Here is an 18,680-nt window from a genome sequence, read left to right on the forward strand (position 1 = left end):
TATTTCGACTTTTATCCAGCCAGAAACAGGAAAGCCGCGATTATATAGAAACCGCGGCTTTATTTCAAGCCTTTTGAAAGCAAATTTCAATTGGCTTATTTACGGGAAATTAAACCGTAAAAACAACTAGTTAGCGCATACCGGGCGGTAAGCCGCCGCCCATGCCTGGAGGAAGTTTTCCGCCAAGACCGCGCATAAGATTTTTCATGCCGCCGCCTTTCATCTTCTTCATCATTTTTTGCATCTGCGTAAACTGCTTCAGCAATTTATTAACATCTTGCACACTGGTTCCGGAACCGGCGGCGATACGACGCTTACGTGAACCTTTGATAACGGCCGGAAAGCGACGTTCCTGCGGTGTCATCGAATGGATAATCGCTGCCAGACGGCCGAACTCTTTTTCGGCCACATCATTATCGACCTGTCCCTTTAGCTGACCCATACCTGGTAATTTACCCAACATGCCGCCGATGCCGCCCATTTTATTAATTTGCTGCAACTGCTCTAAGAAATCTTCCAAATCGAATTGGCCGGATTTCTGTAATTTCTGGGCAAACTTCTCCGCTTTCTGCTTATCGATTTTGCTTTCCGCTTCTTCAATAAGACTCAGCACATCGCCCATGCCAAGAATACGGCCAGCCATCCGTTCCGGATGAAACGGTTCCAGCGCATCGGTTTTTTCACCGGCACCCAAGAATTTAATCGGCTTACCGGTAATCTCTCGAATCGATAAGGCCGCACCACCGCGTGCATCACCGTCGGTCTTGGTCAGAATAACACCGGTTAGCGGTAGCGCATCATTAAAGGCTTTGGCAGTATTGGCTGCATCTTGACCGGTCATCGCATCAACAACAAACAGCGTTTCCGCCGGAGTAATCGAATCATGCAGACGCTGGATTTCACCCATCATATCTTCATCGATATGCAAACGACCGGCAGTATCGAGAATCAAAACATCAACAAACTGCTTGCGAGCTTCGGCATGTGCACTACGAGCAATCTCGACCGGATCCTGATCAGCCGTTGACGGGAAGAATTCAACACCAACTTGATCGGCTAGAGTTTCCAACTGTTTGATGGCCGCCGGACGATACACGTCGGCAGAAACCACCATAACTTTCTTCTTCTCACGCTCGGTCAGCCATTTAGCGAGCTTACCAACCGAGGTGGTTTTACCGGCACCTTGCAGACCGGCCATCATAATCACCGCAGGCGGCTCAACATTGAAATTTAACGGCGCCGCTTCTTCGCCCATCACCGAAGTCAGTTCGTCTTTTACAATCTTGATGAACGCTTGTCCCGGATTAAGGCTGGTCGAAACTTCTTGACCAATCGCACGCTCTTGAACCTTAGTGACGAATGATTTAACAACTGGCAGCGCAACGTCAGCCTCTAACAAAGCACGGCGCACGTCACGCAACGCATCTTTAATATTCGATTCGGTAAGGCGCCCTTGTCCTTTTAACGTTTTCAGCGTCCGATTGAGGCGTTCGGATAAATTATCAAACATCTTCTCTCCTACCCTTAAGACCACAGCGCGATGAATAAACCGCACAATCGTAATTTTTCAATGGACTTAATAATGGGGTTAAGTACTGGGTGCTGCTTAGGCACACTTCAATTCAAAAAATAATTTCGCTATTATAAACAATTCGTAATTTTTTATGCATCGAGTAGGGAAAGCTTTCCATTTTTACCGGTTTTTTACTTGGCGAAAGCGATTAAATTCGGTATCTTGTCGTAGTTTCACCTTGCCGCAAGCTTTTTCACCAAAGGATTTGTATGATTATTAGTGGTTTCACTGCCCTAGTTGCCAGCTTACTTTATATCTTCGTGAGCCTATTAATCTGGCGCAAAATCCGTTTTGTGGAAAAACTCGAGCCGAATTATCAGCGCAAGCGCATTCTGGTTATCGCTGGAGCTGCTTCGCTATTACACCTAGTATCCCTTAGCCAAACCCTATGGCAAGGTTACTTCGTTTTCAATTTCGCTAATGCGCTGTCGATGATTGCCTTGCTTGGCAGCTTTATTCTGCTCTATCTGAACCGCCGCATGGCTTGCGAAACTTTGGGGATTTTCATCTACCCGTTGGCCGCACTGGTAACCTTATTACCGATTGGTTTCAATGAACACATTCAAATGCCGCTGGAACTGGGGAGCCATGTCCTGATTTCCATCGCTGCTTACAGTATTCTCGGGATTGCTGCGGCGCAAGCGATTCTGTATTCCATTCAGGAAAAGCGTTTTAGAAAACGCCAACTATCTAATCTAATGCGCGCACTACCGCCGTTACAGCAGATGGAAAATCTGATGATTAAGTTGGTACTGATTGGCTTTGTCTTCCTAAGTTTCGCACTGGTCAGCGGCGTTTTCTTTGTTGAAGACCTGTTTGCACAACACCTAATCCACAAAACCTTCTTCGCTTTCCTCTCTTGGTTTGTTTATGGCTGGTTTATTATCGGTCACTATCGTGCCGGATGGCGTGGCCAGAAAGCGGTACGCTACATTATTTGGGCTTACGTACTATTGATTTTGAGTTTTATCGGTACAGAAATCGTACTTAGTCTGATGGGCATAAACGGCTAACGCCTTAACCACTTTCCTGCCTACAAAAAACTCACCATTCAATATGGATTAAGCTTTAGTCATCAACGAGAAAAAAGTATAATCACTAGTTCTAATTCATAACCTTATTGAACGCCCTTGAACTCTTTAGATGTCTCAGTCCTGTTTGGGATTCTTGGCCTGCTGATTATCCTATCGGCAATTTTCTCTAGCTCCGAAACCAGCATGATGGCGCTGAACCGCTATCGCCTTAAACATAAGGTTAAATCCGGCCATAAAGGCGCTATCCTTGCGCAGAAATTGCTGGAAAAACCAGATCGCCTGCTTGGTGTCATCCTGCTAGGTAACAATTTCGTTAATATTTTTGCCTCGTCGGTCGCAACCATTATCGCCATGAAGCTGATTGGTGAGGCCGGTATCGCTCTGGCCGCAGGCCTTTTGACCATGGTTGTATTGGTCTTTGCTGAAGTGGCACCAAAAACCTTAGCCGCACTTTATCCGGAAAAAATCGCCTTCCCGGCCGCCTATATGCTAACGCCGCTACTGAAGATCCTTTCTCCAATTGTTTGGTTGGTCAATTTCTTCGCCAACGGCTTCCTTCGCATGTTCGGTGTTAAGGTCGGCCACCATGATGACGACCACGCGCTAACCTATGAAGAGCTACAAACCCTGATTAACGAAGCGACTAGTCAGCTTCCGGCACACTACCGTTCAATGCTTAACTCAGTGCTGCAATTAGAAACGGTAACCGTTGAAGATGTTATGGTTCCTAAGCAAGAAGTCTACGCTATCGATTTCGATCAGCCATTTGAAGACATTCTTAAAGACCTGCAAAAATCGCCATACACCCGAGTACCAATTTATCGCGGCTCTCTGGATGAAGACCTGATTGGGATTCTAAACCTGCGTCGCGCCCTACCGGTGCTAATGCGCAGTGACGTGACCCTAAAAGACCTGGTCAAATTGATTCGTCCGGCGTACTTTATTCCAGAACCGACTTCATTGAGCATACAGCTTGGTAAGTTCAATCAGAAAAAGCGCCGCATGGCTCTAATTGTTGACGAATATGGCGATCTGCAAGGCTTACTGACCGTTGAAGACTTGCTGGAAGAAATTGTCGGCAAGCTTTCTACCGATGCCAAATCCAAGCCGGTACCGGAAGCGGTTGCCGTCAACGAAGACGGCAGCATGACCATTAGCGCTTCGGAGTTCATTCGTGATTTGAATAAGGAACACGATCTGGACTTACCGACCGACGGCCCGAAAACCATCAATGGTTTAATCCAAGAGACCATGGAGATGATTCCGCCTGTCGGCACCTGCATTCGCGTTGAAGATTATTACATTCTGGAAGTTACCAAGATCTCGCAGAATGCGATTGAAGAAGTCACTTTAACCTTTTACACCAATAAACGATTAAGACACACCACTCATGATTAACTTTCTTTTCAATCAAGACAGCCACTGGCAGCAACTTAAAAACGGGATTCGCCAACTGGCAAAAGCGGAAATCCTCTCTCGTTTCGAACAAGTAGGTTTCGAGCAGAAAGCCGATGGTTCTTTGCTAACCGAAGCAGATACCGAAATGCAAAAACAGACCCAGAAGTTCCTACAGTCGAACTGGCCTGAATTTGCTTTTCTTGGTGAAGAGATGAGTCTTGAAGAACAGAAACAAGCGCTATGCAGTCCACAAGGTTGCTGGATTCTTGACCCGGTTGACGGTACCAGTAACTTTGCCAGCGGCATTCCGGTTTATGCAGTTTCTCTAGCTTTAATGATGAATGGAAAATTGGTCGCCGGTTTAGTTTACGATCCGGACCGAGACGAAATGTTCGCTGCACGCCTAGGTCAAGGTGCCGAGTTGAATGATGAGCGCTTGGTCGCACAAACCCCAAAACGCTTGCTAAAAGAGACCAGCGGGATTATCGACTTTAAACGCCTGACCCCGGAACTGGCGTTCCAAATTATCCAAGACAATCCATATTCTTCGCAACGTAGCTTCGGCTCTGTGGCATTGGATTGGGCATGGCTGGCGGCTGGTCGCGGTCATATTTATATCCACGGTTCGCAGAACATTTGGGATTATGCCGCAGGCTTATTGATTCTGACCGAAGCCGGCGGAAAAAGCTGCACCTTGGACGGCGAAGATGTCTTACTACCGCAAATTCAAAAACGTTCTGCCGTAGCGGCAACAACACCGGAACTTTTCAACCAGTGGGCCGATTATCTAAAAATCTGATTTCACTCAAGCAAAGCCAAGACTCCCTTGGCTTTGATTCGCTTTTTGCCGGCAACTCATTAATAATGAAACCATCATAATTTCCGGTTCATTTGGAGTCCATATGGTTTCACTGCTTATCAGCCTACAACGAATGCTCCTCAGCTTTCGCGCGTTCGACTTTCTCGCCCCCTTGGCAATCCGTATTTATCTGGTGCCGGTTTTCTGGGTAGCAGGCACCAATAAATTGAATGACTTTAGCGGCATAGTCGAATGGTTTACTTATATGCAATTACCCTATCCCCCTGTCATGGCGAGTTTAGTCATTGCATCGGAAATAGGTGGTGCCGTGTTATTAGCATTAGGACTGGCGACACGTTGGGTAGCGATTCCACTGATGATTACTATGGCGGTTGCAGCCTTCAAAGTACATTGGGATAACGGCTGGCAGGCGGTGCATGATTTAACCGCTCCGTGGGCTAGCACAAGCGCACCAGCAGTGATCGAGAGTTTGAATAAATTTGAACAGAAAGCCTATAACATGCAAAGCTATAAGACATTGATGGAGCACGGCAACTTAGCTGTGATTAATAACGGTATTGAATGGGCAGCGACGTATTTCATTATGCTATTAGCGCTGTTCTTTATCGGAGCCGGTAAATATTTCAGCTTCGACTACTACATCAAACAGCGTTATATGCCGAAAGACTAAGGGTCTGTTGAAAATTCATATTTGATTCTGTTGTCGCTTAAAAATTCGACAATCAAGGCGCTCTGAGCGCAGTTTGGTTATTCCAAATAAGAGATGAGCAACACAGAGTGTCGGATTTTTAAGCACAACCCAAAGGGCCATTGCCATTTTTACGCCAACTGTGTTGAAAAGTCGCTCAAATAGAATGGCTATTTCACACGATTTTCGCCTTGTTGGAGGCAAAAATGGCGGTGGCAGAACCTAATTATGAATTCTCAATAGACCCTAGTAACTCCAAACCAGCTGACCACTGAAAATATCCACTTCAGCTTCATAGTCCCCAATCAGAAAATGTACATCGTCGGTTGTGTAGTTAACCGGCGCTTTTTCGCCTTTCAGATAACTATAAGCCAAATCCATTTTCAGTGACTTGGTCATTTGATAACCAACCCCAACCGAATACCAAGTACGTTTTGAATCTGGAGTTCGAGGACTCCGGCTGTCAGCATTTGGAACCGGCGTATGATCAATGGCAAAACCGGTTCTCCAAGTCAGACTTGGAGAACTATGATAAAGCGCGCCAATTGAATAACGCCATGCATCCTCAAAACCTTGGCGAGAATTTAAATCATCCTGCTCAGAATCAAATTCAATCACCAGTTCTTTAAACTGACTCCATTCAGTCAGAGTCGCATCAGCAAGCAGCGCAAATTTATCGCCAATTTCTTGCTTCACACTCAGCATAGTGGTCGCCGGCAGACTGACATCCGAACTCACACCAAAGGTACCGTTTTCAACATTGACCGTATTATAAGCAAGAGTGTCGGTAATATTGCTGTAGGTAATTTCACCTTCTGCAGAATGGTTAACCTTGGAACGATAAGCTAAACCAATAGTGGTGCTATCGGTCGGAGTGAACAGCAAGCCTAGGTTATAGCCAAAACCGATACTGTCGGCCTGTGCCAAAGCCTCTCCATCAGCTGAATCAGTCTCTAAAGACAAGTTATTATTCATCGCCTGCGTCAATATTAAATCGACATATTGCACATTCAGGCCAGCACCAAATGCAAGCCAAGAGGTAATTTTCGTAGCCATCACAGGGTTAAGGTTAACCGTTTTTAAATCGGTCTCCACCGCATGATAGCGCCCGACCCAACTCTCGTCATACAGCAGATGCGAACCATAAGGAACATTCAAACCGAAACCAAAGTCGATTTCACCATAAGAAGTCTTCCAAAAAAAATTCGGCACCAGCCCTAATTGCGCACCATCATCATCTGCCCCATCAATTGGGCCACCCGCACCGATAATCGGAATTTCTTGGCTTTGGAAACTGCCCTCATTACTAAAAGCCAACTTAGGCGAAATAACATGCAAAGCTCCGACAATCTGGTCACCTTTGATTTGCGTTAAACCGGCAGGGTTAAACCACATTACACTGGCATCTTCTGGATTGGCAGCGGCTCCCGCATAGGAAAGCCCTTGTCCACTAGCACTCTGCTCGATCAAGGCAAAGCCGGACGCCTGCAACTGACCAAATGGAAGAATCATCGAAATTAGTGCTAGATGTTTGAAATGCCTCATAACCGTATCGCTTAGTTTTTATCTTATTGTTTTCGTTATTAATTTTTATGCCGCGTATTTTAACAGGTAAATTTTATTCACCGATTAAATGCTCTAGGGTAAGAATAAAGCGTGGAGATTAGTACAAAACCTTAGCCAGTAAGAGAAGCTTAGGAATACAAAACGTCAGACAATAAAAAACCCCGCATTTAGCGGGGATTATAGACGTAAATAAATAGAAATTTATTTCACCGTCGAGTCATCAGAGACTGTAACGCTCGTGCCACCCGAAGCAAGGAAACTCGCCATTGCCTCCTGCATGGTTTGCGTTACTACGACATCATTCCCATCGCTCGGAATTAAAATGGAACCATGATGTCCATCAGTAAACTGCATAACACCTTTGCCGTCACTCACTGCCGTTAGCACATTAGCCGAGGGAGAAACCAGATTCAAATCCTGCAAAGCAATCCATGGATTCGTTCCTGCCAATGGCGCAGTTGCCACCGCATTTGGAATAGTCTGATCAGGGACATTACCCAACACTTCATTACCGACCACCTCAAACAACAAAGTGTTATTAGCGAGATGCGACACATAATTTACAGGATCAGCCGAATCGACCACCGTTTGCGCCGCTAGCAGAAACTGCTGATACTCGGAAGAGCCAGTGACCACACCTTGCGCCGCTAAACCCGCTTCAATTTCCGGGGCAAAACTTGCAGAAGCCGCCAACAGATAGGGGGCTTGCAGTCCCGGCATCGCGTAAACCGCTTCATCAGCCGGCTCAAAGGCTTGGTAAATACCACCAACCATCGCGCCAAGGGAGTGCCCAACGAATGAAACTTGCGAGGCATCTAACAAGCCACCACTCTGAAAATTTTCCAATGCAGAGCGCAACTGCATTAAATCCGATACCGCCTGACGCAAATTATCACGCGTTACCACTAGGTGACTTAGGTTAATAAAATGACGTCCGGAAGTATCAATGACCCCGTCCGGCGCAGCGGCAAGCACATCTTCACCGTCTTGCGTCACATAGTCGACATTAAAGGTTCGCTCAAGTGCTCCCATATACAAAGCACTTTCCGTGTCGGTAACTCCATGTAATGGCATATCGATTGCCACCGCAGCAAAGCCCGCATTCGCAAGGGTATCTGCAATAGCTAACAGATTGGTACGACTTTCCGTAACTGAATGCTGGAAAATAACCACCGGCCAACCGGCATCCGGTTTAGTGCCAATTTTCGGCACCGACATCAATACCGGAATGGTCGCATCAGCATTTTTAGCCGGCGTGGTATTCAAGAAGCTTAATAGAGCACCATCTGCACTTTTCCAAAAAGTATTCAGTGGCGCAATAGGATTAGCCTCACTTGGAGTCCCACTGTAATAAGGCACTGACATAGTTCCGGCATAAAGCTGAGCCAACCCGGCACCGCCAACAATAGAAGTGTCTTTTCCAGTGTCCACCACACCTAAAGAGCTATTGCTAACTTGCGTTTGTACATCAGTTAAAACCGCACCAATTGACTGAGTGGTAAAGCTCCACGAAGCCACCACATTGTCAGTATTATGACCTTCACCTGCTATGGCACTTAAGTGCGCTAAGGTCAATTGACGAAGTGGCTCCAATTCTTGATAAACCGTTCCTACCAGAGATTCAGTACCGGATAGAGCGCTGTAATAAATGCTTTTCTTTAGCGGATCGCCATCACTGTCGACCACTGTATTGTTTACGGTAATCAAATAGGTCGTTTTCGGCTCAAGTGGTTTTAACGGCAGAATCGCAATATTTTTTGCATCCGTTTCAGCATCACTGACAACAGGAAAGTAATCTACGCCTGGAACTAACTGTTTATCAATCGCCGTTATCACTCGGGCGTGAGTTTCAGGATCAATCACAACCGATGTTTTATAAACCGCCACGCCGCTCTCAAAAATATCCGATAAGCCATTGGTATTACTATCAGCAATCTCTAAAGCTTGACTCGTTTTAAAAGTAATCGGCGCAGAAGTGGAAAACCCATCAATAGCATTCATCGCCACACGCGGGTCGGCATAATTCTCAGGGTCATCGACCGGAATATTTAAAGTGCCATCCGTGCTTCCTGAAAACAGCGCATCATGCGGAAACGGAATATCGCTTAAAGCAAAGTTCATGACCACATAGCCGGATGCATCCGCATTGACCGGTTCCAAGCTTATTTCTTGATCAGAACCACCGCAGCCAGTTAGTAGCGCGGTTGAAGACAGAAATGCACCGGCTAAAAAAGTTTTAGTCACTTTACTAAGTGTCGTTAATTTCATCGGTTTCGCTCCTTAGTAATTCCAAACCAGCTGTGCACTCAGGATATCCACCTTGGTATCAAAGCTTCCTTGCAGAACGTGCGCGCCAGTATCGGAACTGACGGCTTCAATGCCTCCGGTTCCGCCCCAAAGATGACTATAAGCAACATCGATGCGCATCGCTTTATTCCATTGATAACCTGCACCGAACGACAGCCAAACACGGTCACTATCTGGAATACGCGGTGTACGTAAATCGTCACTCGGGATCGGGGTCTGATCATAAGCAACACCGGTACGCAGAATCAAATTTGGCAAATACTGGTAAGTTGCGCCGAATGAATAACGCATAATGTCATTCCATTCTTCCGGTTGGACCGAATCTTCCTTACTATCAAACTCGATACGCAATTCATCAAAGCTCGACCAACCAGTCCAAGTCACATCCGCCAAGATATTGATTTTGTCACTAAACGGGTAAGCGATACTCAACGAAGCGCTGGCAGGCAGAGTCACCGTCGACTCAATCCCTTGGTCTTGATATGGCATCGCGGTGAAATCGGCATCACCGGTTGCATGATGCTTGATTTGCGAACGGTAACTCAAGCCGATATTGGCGCCGTTATCCAAGTCATACAGGAAACCGAAATTAAAACCGTAGCCGATACCGTCAGCCTGTAGATCAACATAGCCGTCATTTTCTTGGTCGCCCAAGTCAACTTTTTGAGTCAGATTTACATCGATATACTGAATATTCAAACCGGCACCGAAACTGACTTGCGGATGCAGTTTGACCGCAAAAGCCGGATTAATATTAACCGTTTTGGTTGCCGTGTACACGGCATGATAGCGACCGACCCAATCCTGATCGTATTCAACCGTCGAACCGAATGGAACATTAATGCCAAGACCAATATCAAGCTCCTGATATTGCCCTTTCCAATAGAAATTTGGAACGAAACTGGTTTGAGCGCCGTCATCATTAGCACCAGTAATCAGATTATCTTCAGTCAGAATATAAGATCCGTCATTCGCAAACTGTGCCGAAGGCTTTATGACATGACCGGCGGCAATCAGTTGATTGTTTTCAATCTTAGTCAGACCGGCTGGGTTGAACCACATAATACTGGCATCTTCGGCAAACGCTGCCGCACCGGCATACGACAACCCCTGCGCACTGGCGCTCTGCTCAATCAACGCAAAACCAGACGCCTGCCCTGAAAGCGGCGCTAAGCCCATCGCCATTAATAAAACTTTAGATTGAAAAGCCTTCATTCGGACTCCTAAATAAGAAATAAAACGCCCATATTCTAGCAACACCATTTGCCCAGAGCGCTAAAAACCAGCTGTATCACCATAGAGAAATTTAATATCATCAAGGCTTTATATGATTACAAAGCATCCAGTGCTTGCTGAAGCGTTTTGACGCCGACAATTTCCATCCCCGGAATGCCGCCTTTCGGAACATTACCAAACGGCACTACTGCACGGGTAAAACCGTGTTTAGCCGCTTCAAAAAGACGTTCTTGCCCACTCGGAACCGGACGAATCTCACCGGCCAGTCCGACTTCACCGAAGACAATCACCCCTTGATCAATTGGGCGGTTACGCATACTGGAAAGAATCGCGCTGAGGAGCGCCAAATCGGCACTGGTTTCAAAGACCTTAACACCACCAACCACATTGACATAAACATCTTGGTCACCGGCTTGAATCCCTCCGTGACGATGCATGACCGCCAATAGCATCGCCAAGCGATTTTGCTCCAAACCAACGGTGACGCGTTTAGGTGCGCCATATGGCGATTCATCAACCAAAGCTTGAACCTCAACCAAAAGTGGACGGGAGCCTTCCCAGATGACCATTACCACTGAACCGGGCGCCGCTTCTTCACCACGACTTAGGAAAATCGCCGACGGGTTTTTAATCTGGCGCATGCCCTTTTCTGTCATGGCAAACACCCCCAGTTCATTGACCGCTCCAAAACGGTTTTTAATCGCGCGCAGGGTTCTAAAACGACTATCGGATTGGCCTTCCAAAAACAGTACACTGTCGACAATATGCTCCAATACCCGCGGCCCGGCAACCTCACCGGATTTGGTAACGTGACCGACCAAAAAAATGGCGATATTATTTTGCTTGGCAAAACGAGTAAGAAAAGCGGCACTTTCGCGAACTTGGGAGACGCCACCGGCAGCACTGCCGACATCCGCAAGCTGCATGGTTTGAATGGAATCAACCACCATCACCTTCGGCTGTTCTTTCTGCGCAGCGATAGAAATATCTTCAACATCGGTTTGCGTCAATAAACGCAATTGTTCATCCGGCAGTTCCATACGCTTAGCACGACTCGCCACCTGCTGAAGCGATTCCTCACCGGTCACATACAACACTTTCATCTGCGTACTGAGCGCACACATCACTTGTAATAAGATTGAAGATTTACCTACTCCAGGATCACCACCAATCAAGACCACCGAACCAGGAACGATGCCCCCACCCAACACACGATCCAGCTCGCTCATTCCTGAACTGATACGCGGCACTTCGGACAGATCAACATCCTTAATCGATTGCACTTGCGAATCGGCGGCTCCGGAATAACTACTACCACTGCTTTTAGCGGCCTTTTTAGCGCCGCTTAATTTAATCTCTTTAAGGGTATTCCATGATTTACAGGCCTGACATTGACCGGCCCACTGCGCATACTCCGCACCACAGTCGGTGCAGACAAAAGCGGTTTTGCTTTTTGCCATTAATCCATTTTCCTAACGTTTTGTGCTGCGCTCATTATAGCGATTCCTTTAAAGTCGGCATCCTCTTGCGGCATGACCGATGGATAAAGTTCGGCAAAACTCTTTGAAGTGCCGCGCGACATGACTTTGCGAACATGTGCACGACTGAGCTGACGGGGTTCGGCAACACCGCAAGAGTGCGCAATGGATTCGACTTCGGCAATCAACGCCTTGTGATAATTAGCCACCCGATGCGCTTTCTTTGCCGGAATCAATCCGCGTTGCAGTTTTGGGTTATGCGTGGTGACGCCGGTCGGACACGTATCTTGATGGCACTGCATTGCTTGAATACAGCCGAGCGAGAACATAAAACCGCGCGCCGAGTTGATAAAGTCTGCTCCCATCGCGATTGCCCATGCAACGGTGGTCGGATTAATCAGCTTACCGGAAGCGATGACTTTAATACGCGGGCGAAGTCGATATTGATCGAGCGTGTCAACCAACATCGGCAAGGCTTCGTTAATCGACAAACCGACATCATCCATCAATGCCACCGGTGCAGAACCGGTACCACCTTCAGCGCCGTCTAGAGTAATAAAATCGGGAGTTCCCTGTTCGCCAAAATCAAGCAAGTCTTGGCAAAATGAGGTAATCCAATCGTGTGATCCCATCACGAACTTAAAACCGACCGGCTTACCGGTAACTTCGCGTAAATGCTGGATCATCTCCAGCAATTCTTGGTTATTGCCAATATCGGAATGGCGGTTTGGGCTAATCGAAATTTCGCCTTGATGAATTCCGCGAATTTCAGAGATTTCAGCGGTCACCTTTGCTGCCGGCAGAATGCCGCCTTTCCCCGGCTTAGCCCCTTGGCTTAGTTTCAACTCGAACATTTTGACCTGTTCATGTGCAGCAATCTCGCGCAACTTCTCATTACTGAGATTTCCATTCTTGTCGCGGAACCCATATTTGGCAGTACCGATTTGCGCAACGATATCGCAACCGCTTTCTAAATGATAAGGCGAAACACCCCCCTCACCCGTATTCAACCAACAACCTGCCAGTTTTGCGCCTTGCCCCAAAGCCCGAACAGCGGGTTTTGACAGAGCACCATAACTCATGCCGGAAATATTAAACATCGACTGGGCGCGATACGGATGCTTACAGTCCTCACCAATGACCATTGGCGGAGAAGTCACTGCATCTTTTTCCAACATCGGAAATGCACAGTTCACAAACAGGATTTTGCCGGGATGGCTATTATCACGGGTCGAACCGAAGCTTTGTACTGTCGACAAACCTTTAGCAGCTCGATACACCCATGAACGTTGCGCACGATTAAACGGCCGCTCTTCTTGGTCGGCGGCGAACAGATATTGGCGAAAGAATTTGCCGAAATATTCAAACAGATAACGAAAACGACCGATGACCGGATAGTTGCGGCGAATGGCATGATCGGTTTGGAACCGGTCTTGCAGGTAAAAAAGGACTAACAAAAAGACAATCGTGCCGACGGTAAACACAAATAATAGCGACATCCAGTGCAATACCAATTGCGTACCGTCCATAACAATTTGCATAAGCCCTCCCAATTAGGCAAAAACTCAACTGCAAGAATGCCATGAAATCGGGCACAAAAAAAGCCCGCAATGAAACTATCATTACGGGCTTATATACTTTGCTTAGCAGCAAATCAGCTTAATGTTTAATATCTCGCCAATATTCACGCTTCAACAGATAACTCAGTAACAGCAGCACCAACAAGAAAGCGATCACTTTCCAGCCTAGATCATGACGATCCAGTTTAGCTGGCTCACCTACGTACTCAAGGAAGTTAGTGATGTCACGAGCCGCTTGTGCATAGTCGTCCGGTGCTGAGTGACGTTGCATGCCTTCCAGAACGTTCGGCATCGACGTTCCTTTCAGAGCAATGTTATCCCAGTTGCCATTCTCGTCTTGGTGGTAACCACGCAAGAAAGTATAGATATAATCAGGGCCTTTCAAACGCGCCATCAAAGACAAATCAGGCGGCTCGGTACCTAAGACTTCCATACCAACGCCGGGCTGCATACGAGTCATCACGTTATCAACGATTTTGTTTTGACCATAAGCCATTTTGGCAATCGCATCTTCATCGGTCCATCCGATGTCACGAGCAATACGGTTATAACGCATATACTTAACTGAGTGACATGCCATACAGTAGTTTGAGAACAGAATCGCACCACGTTGCAGTGAATCTTGATCTCGTAGATTATTTTCTGCTTTTTCCAGCTCAATCGCCGGGCCGCCGGCTGCTTGCGCAGCGCCCAAGATTGACAACACCAAGAAGCTAGCTAGTAAAAATAATTTTTTCATCTATCTCACCCTCTCTGGTACTGGTTTGGTCTTCTCTCTGGCCGAGGTATACGGCAGAATCAAGAAGAAAAGGAAATAAGTCGCCGTAAAGATCTGTGCAAGCAACGTTAGCGTTGCTGTGGCAGGTTGCGTACCTAGGTAACCAAGAATAATGAAACTGATTACAAACATCGCCAACAAGAGTTTAAACGATAGGCCACGATAACGGATTGAACGCACCTTACAACGATCTAACCACGGCATAGCGAACAGGAACATAATCGCCGCACCCATTGCCACAACCCCTAGGAACTTATCTGGAACCGCACGCAGAATGGCATAGAACGGCGTGAAGTACCATACCGGCGCAATGTGCTCAGGCGTTTTCAGCGGGTTAGCCGGTTCGAAGTTAGGCGGCTCAATAAAGAAACCACCACCTTCCGGCCAGTAGAATACGATTAACGCAAACGGAATCGCAAAGAATACCGCACCCATCGAGTCTTTCACGGAATAATAAGGATGGAACGGAATACCGTCTTTCGGCAAACCTTGGTTATTCTTAACCTTTTTGATCTCAATACCATCCGGGTTGTTAGAACCGACTTTGTGTAGTGCAACAATGTGCATGAATACAAGAATCAACAGTACCAATGGCAACGCGATAACGTGTAGCGCAAAGAAGCGGTTCAAAGTGGCATCAGAAATAATATAGTCACCACGTACCCACAAAGCTAAATCCGGTCCAACCAGAGGAATCGCACCAAATAGCGAGATGATTACCTGAGCACCCCAATATGACATTTGCCCCCAAGGAAGCAGATACCCCATAAACGCTTCTGCCATCAACACGAGGAACAGTAGCATACCGATAATCCACACCAGCTCGCGTGGTTCCTTATAGGAGCCGTACATCAAGCCGCGCATCATATGCAAGTAGATGACGATAAAGAATGCCGAGGCGCCAGTCGAGTGCATATAGCGGATCAACCATCCCCATTCGACATCACGCATGATGTATTCAACCGAGTTAAAGGCTTCTGCCGCGCTCGGCTTATAGCTCATGGTCAACCAGATACCAGTGACGAATTGGTTCACTAATACTAATAGCGCTAATGAACCGAAGAAGTACCAGAAGTTAAAGTTTTTCGGCGCATAGTATTCGCCAACGTGTTCGTTCCATGTACTAACCAGAGGATAGCGACGATCAAACCAGCCAAGAACCGTACCGTTCTTGGCTTCAAATTTCTTATGTTCAGCCATTATGCAACGCCTCCTTGTGCAGGACCTTCACCAATACGCACAATACTGTCGGTAACAAAATGATATGGCGGAATTTCCAAATTAGTCGGTGCAGGAACCGCTTTAAATACGCGACCGGCCAAATCAAAACGCGAACCGTGACATGGGCAGAAAAAGCCACCTTGCCAATCTTCACCTACATCAGGCGAACCAATAGCAGGACGGTACAGCGGCGCACAACCTAAGTGAGTACAAACACCGACCACAACAAGATATTCTTCTTTTACGGCACGGGTTGCATTCTGGCAGTACTGCGGCTGATCTGATTCACTAGAAGCTGGATCACGCAGCTCTTCATCCAATTTTGGCAAGGCAGCAAGCATTTCCGGTGTGCGACGTACAATCCACACTGGCTTACCGCGCCACTCTACGGTTAACATTTGTCCCGGTTGCAGTTTGCTAATATCCGCATTGACTGGCGCACCAGCCGCCTTGGCTTTTTCACTCGGTTGCCAAGAACTCACAAACGGTACCGCTAAGAAAGTGGCACCTGCCGCTCCGACAACACCTGTTGCACCGGTTAAAATTCTTCGGCGCTTAAGGTCTACACTAGAGTTTTTATTTTCTTCTATCGACATAGCTGTCTTCCTAGTTTGAGAACCGACTATCAAGCCCATTCTTGTCTAACTTGAGATTAAAAGCTTTTCTAATTTCTCGGAAAAACTTTAAACCTTGTCGTTATGGTAATTATGTGTGGCAAGGTTTCTCTTACCAACAAATAAAACGCAACTATTCTACATAAGCAGCTACTAAACTTAAATCAGTATCTACTTATAGAGCTATTAATAAATTTTTTCTATTAACAGCCATAAAATTGACAAATATAAGGTTTATACCGATTTTACACCGGATTATCGATATCAATAAAGGTGACATCCAAATTAAACTTCTCTGACAAATGCTCACCTAGCGCCTTGATTCCTAATCGCTCTGTCGCATGATGCCCTGCTGCAAAATAATGAATCCCACATTCCTGTGCCAAATGCGTGGTCTGCTCGGAAACCTCACCGCTAATAAACAGATCAGCCCCCTTAGCAATCGCTTTATCGATATAGCCTTGCGCCCCGCCGGAACACCAAGATACAGTTTTAAGAATACCCGGCCCGCCCTGTAACCAAAGCGGTTTGCGATCTAAGGTTTCATAAACTCGATCATAAAATTCTTCAACACTGACTGGCGTTTCCAGCTTAGCAGTAAAAACCAAACCGTCCTGTTCAATATTATCCAGCTGCCATAACTTACCAAGCTGCGCATTATTACCCAATTCGGCATGCCCATCTAGAGGTAAATGATACCCAAACAAGTTAATGTCATTAATCAATAGACTTTTGATACGGCGCTTTTTGAAACCAATAATCTGCTGCGGTTCACTTTTCCAAAAATATCCGTGATGAACCAAAATTGCATCCGCATTCAATCTTATCGCAGCATCAATTAAAGCTTGATTAGCCGTGACACCGGTAACCATTTTTTTGATTTCGGATTTACCTTCAACCTGTAAGCCATTCGGCGCATAATCTTTATAAAGGTTAACTTCTAAAAGCTCATCAATATAAGCTTGTAACGCTTGTCTTTGCATCACAACCTCCTTGTTTTAAGCAGTTTATTTGTGAAAAAAGCCACATGGCCTATCAATTAGACCAGTGGCTTTTCAATATAATTCAGTTAAAAAATAACTAAATTAGTCTTTTACACGGTAACGAGCTGAAGCGGCGTGCGCTTGTAGGCCTTCGCCGTCAGCAAGCTCACCAGCAATCTTGCCTAATGTATTTGCGCCCGCTTCAGAAACCATAATCAAGCTCGAACGTTTCTGGAAATCATATACCCCCAGAGGAGAAGAGAAACGCGCAGTACGAGAAGTCGGCAGTACGTGGTTAGGACCTGCACAGTAATCACCTAGAGCTTCCGCAGTGAAACGACCCATAAAGATTGCACCCGCATGACGAATCTTAGGCAAGAGTGCCTTCGGATCATCAACCGACAGCTCCAAGTGCTCAGGCGCAATGATATTAATCATTTCAATCGCTTGCTCTTCATTATCCACAACGATAATCGCGCCACGATCTTTTAACGCAGTACCGATAATTTCTTTACGTGGCATGGTTTCGATAAGCTTAGTCATGCTCGCGTGAACTTTATCTGCAAATTCCGCGTCTTGAGTGACTAGAATCGCTTGCGCATCTTCATCGTGCTCGGCTTGCGAGAACAGGTCAACTGCAATCCAATCCGGATTGGTTTTACCGTCACAGTAAACGAGGATTTCAGAAGGACCGGCAATCATATCAATACCAACCGTACCGAATACCAGACGCTTAGCTGTCGCAACGAAGATATTCCCTGGACCAACAATCTTATCAACCGCTGGCACCGTTTCCGTACCGTAAGCTAGGGCTGCAACCGCTTGCGCACCACCGAGTGTAAATACTGCGTCAACTTCACAGATAGCCGCTGCCGCAAGAACCATTTCGTTGACTTCACCGTCTGGCGTCGGCACAACCATGATTAGCCTTTCAACGCCAGCAACTTTCGCCGGAATCGCATTCATGATGACCGATGAAGGGTAAGCTGCCTTACCACCCGGAACATACAGACCAACTGAATCAAGCGGCGTCACCTGTTGACCTAGCATAGTGCCGTCCGCTTCTTCATAGGTCCATGAATCTTGCACTTGGCGCTCATGGTAGTCACGAACACGCTGCGCAGAAATCTCTAGCGCTTCACGCTGAGCTGCCGGAATGGTTTCCAGTGCTTGCTGTAGACGCACTTTTGGAATTTCTAGCTGAGCACCCGTCTCAAGCTGCATACGGTCGAATTTCGCGGTGTATTCCAATAGCGCCGCATCACCATCCGAACGAACGCGCGCGCAAACTTCATTAACGATATCATTGACCGACTGGTTAGATACCGTTTCCCACGCCAATAGGTTATCTAGTTCTTCTCTAAAGCCTGCTTCGTTAGCAGATAAACGTCGAATATTTAACAT

The 18,680-nt window shown here is 46.6% G+C and carries 15 protein-coding genes; 4 read left to right on the top strand and 11 right to left on the bottom strand.

Annotation, left to right across the window (positions count from 1 at the left end):
* Window positions 1-130: 130 nt before the first annotated feature.
* On the bottom strand, window positions 131-1,510 hold the full coding sequence (gene ffh, locus J3998_RS01650) for a signal recognition particle protein (protein WP_208146903.1): 1,380 nt from the start codon (window positions 1,508-1,510) through the stop codon (window positions 131-133).
* A gap of 272 nt (window positions 1,511-1,782) precedes the next feature.
* Here ffh and J3998_RS01655 point away from each other — a divergent pair, with 272 nt between their 5' ends.
* The 4 genes from J3998_RS01655 (at window position 1,783) to J3998_RS01670 (ending at window position 5,495) form a co-directional block, all read left to right on the top strand.
* The gene (locus J3998_RS01655) at window positions 1,783-2,586 is read left to right on the top strand and encodes a cytochrome C assembly family protein (protein ID WP_208146915.1); all 804 of its coding nucleotides are present in this window, start codon (window positions 1,783-1,785) and stop codon (window positions 2,584-2,586) included.
* A 117-nt stretch (window positions 2,587-2,703) separates the two neighbouring features.
* Entirely contained in the window at window positions 2,704-4,005 is a 1,302-nt protein-coding gene (locus J3998_RS01660; RefSeq protein ID WP_208146918.1) for an HlyC/CorC family transporter, read from the top strand.
* Entirely contained in the window at window positions 3,998-4,804 is an 807-nt protein-coding gene (locus J3998_RS01665) for an inositol monophosphatase family protein (RefSeq protein ID WP_208146920.1), read from the top strand. The genes J3998_RS01660 and J3998_RS01665 overlap by 8 nt, the downstream gene beginning before the upstream one ends.
* 103 nt (window positions 4,805-4,907) lie before the next feature.
* Entirely contained in the window at window positions 4,908-5,495 is a 588-nt protein-coding gene (locus J3998_RS01670; RefSeq protein WP_208146922.1) for an HvfX family Cu-binding RiPP maturation protein, read from the top strand.
* 264 nt (window positions 5,496-5,759) lie between these two features.
* Here J3998_RS01670 and J3998_RS01675 read toward each other — a convergent pair whose 3' ends face one another.
* The 10 genes from J3998_RS01675 to hisD all read right to left on the bottom strand — a co-directional run bounded on the left by J3998_RS01675 (window position 5,760) and on the right by hisD (window position 18,680).
* Window positions 5,760-7,058 carry an OmpP1/FadL family transporter gene (locus J3998_RS01675; RefSeq protein ID WP_208146932.1) on the bottom strand — a complete coding sequence of 433 codons (1,299 nt, stop codon included), beginning with the start codon at window positions 7,056-7,058 and terminating at the stop codon, window positions 5,760-5,762.
* Window positions 7,059-7,280: 222 nt separating this feature from the next.
* On the bottom strand, window positions 7,281-9,347 hold the full coding sequence (locus tag J3998_RS01680) for a lipase (protein ID WP_208146934.1): 2,067 nt from the start codon (window positions 9,345-9,347) through the stop codon (window positions 7,281-7,283).
* 12 nt (window positions 9,348-9,359) lie between these two features.
* Window positions 9,360-10,601, bottom strand: coding sequence for an OmpP1/FadL family transporter (locus tag J3998_RS01685; RefSeq protein WP_243750549.1), 1,242 nt, complete (start codon window positions 10,599-10,601; stop codon window positions 9,360-9,362).
* 116 nt (window positions 10,602-10,717) lie between these two features.
* Window positions 10,718-12,082 (bottom strand): DNA repair protein RadA, encoded by a 1,365-nt coding sequence (gene radA / locus J3998_RS01690; RefSeq protein ID WP_208146945.1) that lies wholly within the window; start codon window positions 12,080-12,082, stop codon window positions 10,718-10,720.
* Window positions 12,082-13,641 carry an FMN-binding glutamate synthase family protein gene (locus J3998_RS01695; RefSeq protein WP_208146947.1) on the bottom strand — a complete coding sequence of 520 codons (1,560 nt, stop codon included), beginning with the start codon at window positions 13,639-13,641 and terminating at the stop codon, window positions 12,082-12,084. The genes radA and J3998_RS01695 overlap by 1 nt, the downstream gene beginning before the upstream one ends.
* Before the next feature lie 118 nt (window positions 13,642-13,759).
* A complete protein-coding gene (locus J3998_RS01700; protein WP_208146949.1) occupies window positions 13,760-14,419 on the bottom strand; it encodes a cytochrome c1 in 660 nt (219 codons plus the stop codon).
* Entirely contained in the window at window positions 14,420-15,658 is a 1,239-nt protein-coding gene (locus J3998_RS01705) for a cytochrome b (RefSeq protein WP_208146951.1), read from the bottom strand.
* A complete protein-coding gene (gene petA / locus J3998_RS01710; RefSeq protein WP_208146953.1) occupies window positions 15,658-16,275 on the bottom strand; it encodes a ubiquinol-cytochrome c reductase iron-sulfur subunit in 618 nt (205 codons plus the stop codon). The genes J3998_RS01705 and petA overlap by 1 nt, the downstream gene beginning before the upstream one ends.
* Window positions 16,276-16,538: 263 nt before the next feature.
* Window positions 16,539-17,276 (bottom strand): Nif3-like dinuclear metal center hexameric protein, encoded by a 738-nt coding sequence (locus J3998_RS01715; protein ID WP_208146962.1) that lies wholly within the window; start codon window positions 17,274-17,276, stop codon window positions 16,539-16,541.
* Window positions 17,277-17,378: 102 nt separating this feature from the next.
* Window positions 17,379-18,680, bottom strand: coding sequence for a histidinol dehydrogenase (hisD, locus tag J3998_RS01720; protein ID WP_208146964.1), 1,302 nt, complete (start codon window positions 18,678-18,680; stop codon window positions 17,379-17,381).

It is taken from the genome of Thiomicrorhabdus marina (assembly GCF_017571465.1).
In the GTDB taxonomy this organism is placed as follows: Bacteria; Pseudomonadota; Gammaproteobacteria; order Thiomicrospirales; family Thiomicrospiraceae; genus Thiomicrorhabdus; species Thiomicrorhabdus marina.